Source organism: Arthrobacter sp. (assembly GCF_030540645.1).
Lineage (GTDB): Bacteria > Actinomycetota > Actinomycetes > Actinomycetales > Micrococcaceae > Specibacter.
The window spans coordinates 1-6330 of record NZ_JAUNVV010000048.1 but is presented as its reverse complement, the minus strand read 5'-3'; the positions used below and the strand labels follow the sequence as shown (position 1 = coordinate 6330).

At 64.5% G+C, this 6330-nt stretch carries 7 protein-coding genes; 3 read left to right on the top strand and 4 right to left on the bottom strand.

Annotation, left to right across the window (positions count from 1 at the left end):
• Positions 1 to 16: 16 nt before the first annotated feature.
• Complete coding sequence (locus tag Q4P21_RS10155; RefSeq protein WP_303388658.1) at positions 17 to 631, bottom strand: nucleoside triphosphate pyrophosphatase; 615 nt, start codon at positions 629 to 631, stop codon at positions 17 to 19.
• Between the two features lie 146 nt (positions 632 to 777).
• Between Q4P21_RS10155 and Q4P21_RS10150 the strand changes: the two genes are divergently transcribed.
• The 3 genes from Q4P21_RS10150 to Q4P21_RS10140 are packed head-to-tail and all read left to right on the top strand — an operon-like array spanning position 778 to position 3727.
• Entirely contained in the window at positions 778 to 2946 is a 2169-nt protein-coding gene (locus tag Q4P21_RS10150; protein ID WP_303388657.1) for an MFS transporter, read from the top strand.
• Entirely contained in the window at positions 2946 to 3497 is a 552-nt protein-coding gene (locus Q4P21_RS10145) for a TetR/AcrR family transcriptional regulator (protein ID WP_303388656.1), read from the top strand. The genes Q4P21_RS10150 and Q4P21_RS10145 overlap by 1 nt, the downstream gene beginning before the upstream one ends.
• A gap of 11 nt (positions 3498 to 3508) precedes the next feature.
• Positions 3509 to 3727, top strand: a complete 219-nt coding sequence (locus Q4P21_RS10140) for a hypothetical protein (protein ID WP_303388655.1) — start codon at positions 3509 to 3511, stop codon at positions 3725 to 3727.
• 47 nt (positions 3728 to 3774) lie between these two features.
• On the opposite strand, the gene Q4P21_RS10135 is transcribed toward Q4P21_RS10140, so the two are convergent.
• From Q4P21_RS10135 to Q4P21_RS10125, 3 genes are all read right to left on the bottom strand, one after another.
• On the bottom strand, positions 3775 to 4191 hold the full coding sequence (locus Q4P21_RS10135; RefSeq protein ID WP_303388654.1) for a DUF779 domain-containing protein: 417 nt from the start codon (positions 4189 to 4191) through the stop codon (positions 3775 to 3777).
• Between the two features lie 87 nt (positions 4192 to 4278).
• A complete protein-coding gene (gene adhP, locus Q4P21_RS10130) occupies positions 4279 to 5289 on the bottom strand; it encodes an alcohol dehydrogenase AdhP (RefSeq protein WP_303388677.1) in 1011 nt (336 codons plus the stop codon).
• Between the two features lie 201 nt (positions 5290 to 5490).
• On the bottom strand, positions 5491 to 6330 hold an 840-nt coding region (locus Q4P21_RS10125; protein WP_303388653.1), incomplete at its 5' end, for an aldehyde dehydrogenase family protein.

Genomic DNA, 6330 nt, shown 5'->3' with positions numbered 1-6330 from the left:
GGCCTGGAAGTCAGCGTCAGGCCCACAGGTCGGTGATGGACACCCCGGATTTGGCCAAAAGACGCCGCAATGTGGAAATGGACAGCCCCACCACCGTGTGCGGATCGCCGTCGACCCCGCTGATAAAGGCCCCGGCGAGCCCGTCGATGGTGAATCCGCCAGCCACCTGCAGGGGCTCTCCCGTGGCAACATAGGCGTCAATCTCGGCGTCGGACATGTCTTCAAAGCTGACGACGGCGCTGTTGACCTCACCGTAAGCCACCGTCTCGTTGGAGCAGGCGTTGACGAGCCAATGTCCGGTATGCAGCACTCCGGACTTGCCGCGCATGAGTTGCCAGCGCTCCCGCGCCACGGCGGGCTCCCGCGGCTTGCCGTAGGGGGCGCCATCAAATTCAAAGACCGAATCGCAGCCGATCACCAGCGCAGCCTGCGCACCGGCAGCCACGGACTCGGCCTTGGCGCGTGCCAGCAGCAGGGCAGTTTCGGCCGGTGTCAGCGGGCCGGCGGCAGCTGTGATGGCGTCTTCGTCCACGTCGGACACGCGGATGCTGTGGGCAATGCCGGCGTCGGACAGCAGTTTAGTGCGGGCGGGGGAGGCTGAAGCCAGGATCAGGGATGCGGCGGGAGTCATGCGTTCCAGCTTAATCCTCACAGCCCGTGCAGGCCGCAATTCGGTTTTGACTGCTGGGGGTGAACGGTGGTTCACTTAATAGGTGAACGCGCGTTCACCAGCCCTGGCGATATGGCAGGGCCCACCACATATCGCGAAGGAAGCCCTTGCCGTCCCACTTGGCCAGCCCACCAGCAACCGCCCGTCAGAGTCGAAGCGCCGCAGCACCTAAGCGCACTTCGCTGGTCATCGCAATCCTGTGTCTGGCCGGAACCGTGGTGGCACTGCAGCAAACCATGGTGGTGCCGCTGCTGCCGGACTTCCCGAAAATTCTTAACGCCTCCCCGGACAACACGTCTTGGCTTGTCACCATCACGCTGCTGACAAGCGCCATCGCCACGCCCATCGTTTCCCGGCTGGCGGACATGTTCGGCAAGCGGCGCATGATGGTTGTTGCCATGGTCACCATGGTGGTCGGATCGATCATCGCCGCAGTGGGCGGGACATTGCTGACACTGCTGATCGGCCGCGCCTTCCAAGGGCTTGCCGCGTCCCTGATCCCCGTCGGCATCAGCATCATGCGCGACGAACTCCCGCGCGAAAAGGTGGTCTCCGCCGTCGCCCTCATGAGCGCCACGCTGGGCATTGGCAGCGCACTGGGGCTGCCGCTGTCCGGAATCATCTACGAATCCCTGGGCTGGCAAGCCATTTTCTGGATTTCAGCCGTCATCGGCGTGCTGCTGATCATTGCCGTGCTGGCCGTGGTGCCGGAGTCGGCCGTGCGCACCAAGGGCAAGTTCGACGCCGTCGGTGCGGTCTTGCTGACAGCGGCGCTGACAGCCCTGCTCCTCGCCATCTCCAAGGGTGGGGAATGGGGCTGGAGCAGCGAGCCGGTGATCCTTTTGTTCATTGGCACCGTCGTGTTCCTAGCCGTCTGGTTCCCCTATGAACTGCGTGTCAGCCAGCCGATGGTGGACCTACGCACCTCCGCCCGCAGACCGGTGCTGCTGACGAACATCGCCTCCATTCTGGTGGGCTTCTCCATGTACGCGAACATGCTCAGCACCACCCAGCAGCTCCAGCTGCCCAATGTGGGCGGCTACGGTTTTGGACTCAGTGTGGTCATTGCCGGATTGTGCATGATCCCCTCCGGGCTGGCCATGGTGGCCCTTGCCCCGGTCTCCGCCATGATCACCAAGCGGCATGGCGCGAAGGCGACCTTGATCGTTGGCTCCCTGGTACTGGCCGTTGCCTACGTGGCACGGGTGTTCCTGACCGGCGAGGTGTGGATGGTGATCCTCGGTGCGACCGCCGTGAGCATGGGCACCGCGATCGCCTACGCCGCCATGCCGACACTGATCATGCGTTCGGTGCCGATCACGGAAACCGCCTCAGCCAACGGGCTGAACTCGCTGCTGCGCGCCGTGGGCACATCCACCATGTCCGCCGTGGTCGGTGCCGTGCTGACCTCGGCCGTGGTGCACGTGGGGCCTTTGGCACTTCCCACGGTGGACGCCTTCAAGGAGATCTTCTGGTACGCAGCGATCGCAGCGCTGCTCTCGATCGGCGTCGCCGTCTTCATCCCACGCTTCCAGACCTCGCACGGAAAAGCGTCCCAGGGCCAGGCGGCCGGGACAGCTGTTCCCGCAGGTCCCGGCAGGACGCCGTCGGGCATGGCCGGTGTGCAGAGTTACGGGAACCTCTCGGCGGACGGCGCCCCGGCTGCCGAAAATGCAGTGCACGCCGCCGATGGGGATGAGATCGTGGTCAGCGGCACCGTGGTGGGTGCGGGCGGCCAACCGATCCGCCAGGCCGTGGTCAATGCGCTGCACACCAACGGGGAACCGGCCGACTGGAGCCGGGCCGATAACGACGGGCGCTACTCACTGGTCCTGCCCGCATCCGGACGCTACCTGGTCATCTCCAGTGCAGACGGCTGGGCACCGAGCTCGCAGGTCCTGGACTTTGTGGATTCTTCCAGCACCCAGCACATCCTCCTTGCGCTCAGGCTGACCGTCAGCGGCATCGTGGGCGACGGCGTCCGCGGCCTGGACGGTGCGCTGGTGACGCTGACCAAAGCGACGGGGGAGTTCGTGGTTTCCACGTTCTGCGGACCGGACGGAAGCTATGAAGTTCCACTTCCGCCGGTGGGCCGTTATATCCTGACTGCCATGGACAGTGGGGGACGGTGCAGCGAATCCGTGCACGTGGTGTTGACGGCGCGGTCGGCGGTGGTTGACGTGGTGCTGGATGGTGCCGCCGGGACCGGAACTGCCGAGGCTGAGAATATGCGGGCCGCCATGGCGGGAGCCGGTTTCGGGACGGGGCGCCACTGATGGGCCGCCCTGACACGCGAAAAGCCGTCATTGAAGCCGCGCGCAGGCTCTTTGGTGAACGCGGCTATACGGCAGTCACGGTCAAGGACGTGGCCGCACTGGCAGGCTATTCCCCGGCTATGGTGATGAAGGTGATGGGCAGCAAGGCCAAGTTGTTTGAGGCCGCCGCGCCGGATGTGCCGCGCTCGGACCTGCTGGACGGCACGGGAGAGCCTCTGGGATTCGCCTTGGTGCGGAGGATCCTGCGGCGGCGTCGCAACGGGGAGGCCGAGCCCTGGTCCATGGTGGCGATGCTGGTCCAGGACGCACCCAACCAGGCGACGGCCCAGGCAGAGCTGCGCGAGCGTTACGTGCAGTGGATGGCAGGGCAGATCGGCGACGATTCCCCGTCCCTGCAGAAATCCCAGCTGCTGGTGTGTGCTGTGATGGGCCTCGGGGCCGGAACCCGCGTGCTGGGACTGCTGGAACCGGAAGAGATGGCCGAGGAAGCCTTGATTCGCCAGTATGGCTCCATTGTCCAGAGCATCATCGACGGCCCGCCCGGCGACTGACCCCTTCGCTGGTGGTGCCGGGCAGTGCCGGTGCCGCGGACGACGCCGGACACCCGCCCCGTGCGCCCGGGCTGCGGTACCGCAGCGGGCTGGCTATGCTGGAGGTTCGTGTGCCGACAGATTCGAAGGATGGGCAGAAAATGGAAATCGCCATGGCCGGAGCCATTGTGGTGGCTGTTGTGGCAGTGCTGGTGCAAAAGCGGCAGCAGTCCAAGCGGAAACGGAAGTAGCTGCGGAAGCCGAAGTAGCCACCGGGACCCGGGACTGGCAGGGACTCCTATGCCCCGGCTGGAGTGAAGCCGTCCACCAGCCGGGAGCGGATCAGGAACCGCTTGCCTTCGGGGGCCTCCACGGAGAAACCGCTGCCGCGCCCGGCCACCACGTCCACCGTGAGGTGGGTGTGTGACCAGTAGTTGAACTGTTCCTTTGACATCCAAAACTCCAGCGGCCCGCAGTCGGGCAGGTCGAACAAGCCCAGCTGCACATCCGCTTCCGCCGTGATGAATTCCCCGGCCGGATAGCACATGGGGGAGGAGCCATCGCAGCAGCCGCCGGACTGGTGGAACATGAGCGGACCATGGATGCCCCACAGCTTTTGCAGCAGTTCAACGGCTGCGCCGGACAAGGCGACGCGGGATTGTGTTTCACCCGGAAGGGTTGCTGCAGAATCCAAAACGTCCGTCGAATGTGTCATTGAGCTGCTCCTTTGAATTGCGGGTGGCGGGTCTTGGCAGGCTCGGCCACCGGTGGCGAGCCTGCCAAGACTGTTAGTACTTGATCACTAGTACTTGATGACGACGCGGCCGTCGATCTTGCCGGCACGCATCTCGTCAAAGACTTCGTTGATGTCGCCCAGGCTGCACGTGGAAACTGTGGGGTGGATCAGCCCACGTGAATAGAAGTCAATCGCTTCGGTCATGTCCTGGCGTGTGCCCACGATGGAGCCGCGGATGGTCAAGCCCTTCAGCACCACTTCAAAGATCGGTGCGGGGAAGTCTCCCGCTGGCAGGCCATTGAAGACGATGGTGCCGCCGCGGCGGGTCATGCCGATGGCCTGGCCAAACGCGGCCGGATGCACGGCCGTCACCAGCACGCCATGGGCGCCAGCGGTCTCGCGCTGAATGGCCTCCACCGGATCCTCGGTCAAGGCATTGACGGTGACTTCAGCGCCGTGCTTGCGGGCAAGGGCCAGCTTGTCCTCGGCAATGTCCACGGCAGCAACGCGCAGCCCCATGGCCACGGCGTACTGGACGGCAATGTGGCCCAATCCGCCGATTCCGGAGATGACAACCCACTGGCCCGGGCGGGCCTCGGTCATCTTCAATCCCTTGTAGACCGTGACTCCGGCGCACAGGACGGGGGCAATCTCCACGGGATCCGCGTCCTCAGGGATGCGCGGGGCAAAATCGGCATCCACCAGCATGTACTCGCCAAAGGAGCCGTCCACGCTGTAGCCGCCGTTTTGCTGGGACTCGCACAGCGTTTCCCAGCCCGTTCTGCAGTACTCGCATTCCCCGCAGGCCGTCCACAACCAGGCGTTGCCCACGCGGTCGCCCACTTTCAAGGACGTGACACCCTCGCCCAGCGCCACAACCTCACCGACGCCTTCGTGGCCGGGCACAAATGGCGGGCTGGGCTTGACCGGCCAGTCTCCCTCCGCGGCGTGGAGGTCCGTATGGCAGACGCCACTGGTAATCAGCCTGACCACTGCTTGGCCGGGGCCGGGGGTGGGCAGGGGATACTCCTCGACCGTGAGGGGTGCGCCGAACTCTTTGACAACTGCTGCTTGCATCGTAGACATGAAATTCTCTTTCGTGAATGTGGTGCTTGGTAACAGGGGAGCGCCGGGCACCTGGGCAGGTGCCCGGCGTCGTGCAGAGAAGAAAACGTGCCGGGAAATATTGCTGGACGGTTCTCAAATAGTGCCCCATTGCTGCAGGAGCGTTGGGGGTCAGCGCCCCGTTGCTGCAGGAGCGTTGGGGGTGGGTGGGAGTTAGAAGAAGCCGAGCTTGTCTTCGCTGTAGCTGACAAGCAGGTTCTTCGTCTGCTGGTAATGGTCCAGCATCATGGCGTGGTTCTCACGGCCGATACCGGAGGACTTGTAGCCGCCAAACGCAGCTCCCGCGGGGTAGGCGTGGTAGTTGTTGACCCACACGCGGCCAGCCTGGATTTCGCGTCCGGCACGGTACGCCACGTTGCCGTTGCGGGACCAGACACCGGCGCCGAGCCCGTACAGGGTGTCGTTGGCGATGTGCAGGGCGTCGGCGTAGTCGTCGAACTTCGTCACCGCCAGGACGGGTCCGAAGATCTCCTCCTGGAAGATGCGCATGTCATTGGTGCCCTCGAAAATGGTGGGCTTGACGTAGTAGCCGCCAGCCAAATCGCCTTCGAGGATGTTGCGCTCGCCGCCGGTGAGGACCTTCGCGCCTTCCTGCTTGCCGATGTCCATGTAGGAGAGGATCTTCTCCAGCTGGTCGTTGGAGGCCTGGGCGCCGATCTGCGTGTCGGTGTCCAGCGGGTTGCCCTGGATGATGGCTTCGGTGCGGGCCACGGCGTCGGCCATGAAGGCCTCGTACATGGAACCCTGGACCAGTGCGCGGGAGGGGCAGGTGCAGACTTCGCCCTGGTTGAAGGCGTAGAGCGTGAAACCTTCCAGCGCCTTGTCGTAGAAGGCGTCGTCCTTGTCCATGACGTCGTCGAAGAAGATGTTCGGGCTCTTCCCTCCCAGCTCCAGCGTGACGGGGATCAGGTTTTGCGAGGCGTACTGGCTGATGAGCCGGCCCGTGGTGGTCTCGCCGGTGAACGCGATCTTGCGGATGCGCTTGCTGGAAGC

What these genes read in the sequence shown, in the direction of transcription:
- Q4P21_RS10135 (WP_303388654.1), bottom strand. Translation starts at nt 4,191, where the DNA reads ATGACACATTCGACGGACGTTTTGGATTCTGCAGCAACCCTTCCGGGT.
- Q4P21_RS10155 (WP_303388658.1), bottom strand. Translation starts at nt 631, where the DNA reads ATGACTCCCGCCGCATCCCTGATCCTGGCTTCAGCCTCCCCCGCCCGC.
- Q4P21_RS10145 (WP_303388656.1), top strand. Translation starts at nt 2,946, where the DNA reads ATGGGCCGCCCTGACACGCGAAAAGCCGTCATTGAAGCCGCGCGCAGG.
- adhP (WP_303388677.1), bottom strand. Translation starts at nt 5,289, where the DNA reads ATGCAAGCAGCAGTTGTCAAAGAGTTCGGCGCACCCCTCACGGTCGAG.